1 protein-coding gene and 1 pseudogene are annotated in these 2037 nt (G+C 75.5%); one reads left to right on the top strand and one right to left on the bottom strand.

Going from position 1 to position 2037, the window contains the following annotated elements:
* Positions 1-800 (top strand): annotated as a pseudogene (locus tag AOK22_RS41715) (hypothetical protein); the annotation flags it as partial.
* On the opposite strand, the gene AOK22_RS37200 reads toward AOK22_RS41715, so the two are convergent.
* Positions 785-2037: hypothetical protein (locus tag AOK22_RS37200; protein WP_055703077.1), on the bottom strand; the 1253-nt coding region annotated here is incomplete at its 5' end. The pseudogene AOK22_RS41715 and the gene AOK22_RS37200 overlap by 16 nt on opposite strands.

Here is a 2037-nt window from a genome sequence, read left to right on the forward strand (position 1 = left end):
TGCTCGTGGCGGCGGGCGCGGACCGGGTGGTGCGCGGGGCCGGGGGTCTGCCGCGGACGGCACGTTTCCCGCGTGCCCGGTTCGTGGGCGGTCCCGGCTTCGTACGCGGCCTCGGCCCCGTACGCCGTCGTCGCTCCGCGCGTCCCGGCTTCGTGCGTCCCGGCCTCGTGAGTCCCGGCTTCGTGCGCCGTCTTCGCTTCGTACGTCCCCGGGGAGCCGTCGCCGTCCTCGGCGCCGCCGCCGTCGGTCTGGCCCTGTGGTGGCAGCTGCCCCTGCACCGCCTCGACCGTGCCGTCGGCCACGGGCGCGAGGACCCCGCCGCGGCCTCCGCCGTCGCCGCGCGCGTGCTGCGCCCCGGCGAACCCGTCCTGTTCCTGCCCGCCATGGCCCGGCGCGTCGCCCTCGCCCACCCCGACGGGTTCCGCGGCGCCAGGGACCTCGCGCTCGGCACCTCGCCCGCCGCCTCCGGCACGCTCTACGGCACGGAGGTGGGCCCCGCCGAACTGCGCCGCAGACTCGCCGCCGCGGACCGCGTCTGGGTCCTGACCGAACCGCCGGTGCTGCGCGAGACCCGCCGGCGGATCGCCGGGGCCGAAGGGGCGCCCAAGACGGATCAGCGCGAGACGGACCTGCGCAAGACAGACCTGCGCGAGACCAGGGACCTCAAGACCAGGGACCTCAAGACCGAGGACCTCAAGACCGAACAGATCAAACTCGCCCTACTCCACAGGGAGTTCACGCCCCGCGCCGCCCCCTTCGTCGTGCCGGGCGCCACCCTGCGCCTCTACGCCCGGCGCTGACCCGCGCCGTTCACCCGTGCGAGCACCTCGCCGGTGTGCGGGCTCCAGTCCACGACCACCGCCTCGGGCGGCGCCTTCTGCTCGGGTTCGAGCAGCAGCCACCGCACGTGGTAGCGGCGCACGATCTCCGTGCGCTGCGCGCGCGTGGAGCCGGGGGAGAGGTAGTCGCGCACGGCCTTCAGGCGTACGTCGCGCACCGACTCGTCGAGGGAGGGGTCCGGCCAGGCGGGGGCGACGAGGTTGGCGCCGTAGCCGGGCACCGAGCGGGTGGGCCGGTAGCCGTCGGTCAGGACGACGTCGCCCCGGCGCATGTGGCCGGTCGCCCAGGTGTAGCCGGGCCAGCGCGGTGGCTGGTCGAAGCCGACGGGGTCCAGGGCGCGCGGCACGACCGCGCCCGCCTGGAGCTGGCAGAAGCCCACGCAGGCGCCGAGCGCGGCGGCCCCGGCGAGGGCGCCGCGCCGCCAGCCCCAGGGCCGGGGCGCCGCCAGTTCGATCGCCAGCGCGAACTGGAGCGGGACCAGGGTCAGGCCCAGGATGCGGCCGTAGGTGTAGTGGCCGCTGACCCAGCCGTAGACGACGACCGCGCAGTCCAGGGCGAACATCAGGACCAGCGGGTCCCTGCGGTCCCTGCGCAGCCGCAGCCACAGGGCCGGCAGCCCGAGCAGCGCCAGCCAGAAGCGCTGGGGCATCTCGGTGTAGAGCTGGCGGTGGATCCCGTCGACGGACGGGTCGCCGACCAGCGAGAAGACGCTGTAGTACGGCCAGACCACGGCGAGGGCCGCCGCGGTCGCGGCGGTCGCCGCCCAGGGCCGCACGGCGCGCCCGGACGCCGCGAACGCGACGACGCCGATCACCGCCGCCACCGACGAGATCGGGTGGACGAGCAGGATCAGTCCGCACAGGGCGCCGAGCCCCACGTACGCCCACGGGGTCCGCCGCGGGCCCCGGACCAGCGCGCCCGCCCACGCCCAGGCCCAGAACGCCAGGCCGATCGCGAACGTCGACGGATAGCCGAGGTTCCCCGTCATCGACATCAGGCCCAGATAGCCGCTCCACCACGCCATGCGCGTGCCCCAGAGCAGCACCATCGCGAACAGCGCCAGCACCGGGGCCCACTGACGGGACGTCAGGGTGCGCACGAAGCGGCCGATGCCGGTGAGCAGGACGAGCAGGTTCAGCGGCCCGGAGAGCTTGACCACCTCCCAGCCCGCGAGGCCCGTCGCCTTGGCGAACAGGC

The organism is Streptomyces silaceus (genome assembly GCF_001419745.1).
Classification (GTDB): domain Bacteria; phylum Actinomycetota; class Actinomycetes; order Streptomycetales; family Streptomycetaceae; genus Streptomyces; species Streptomyces silaceus.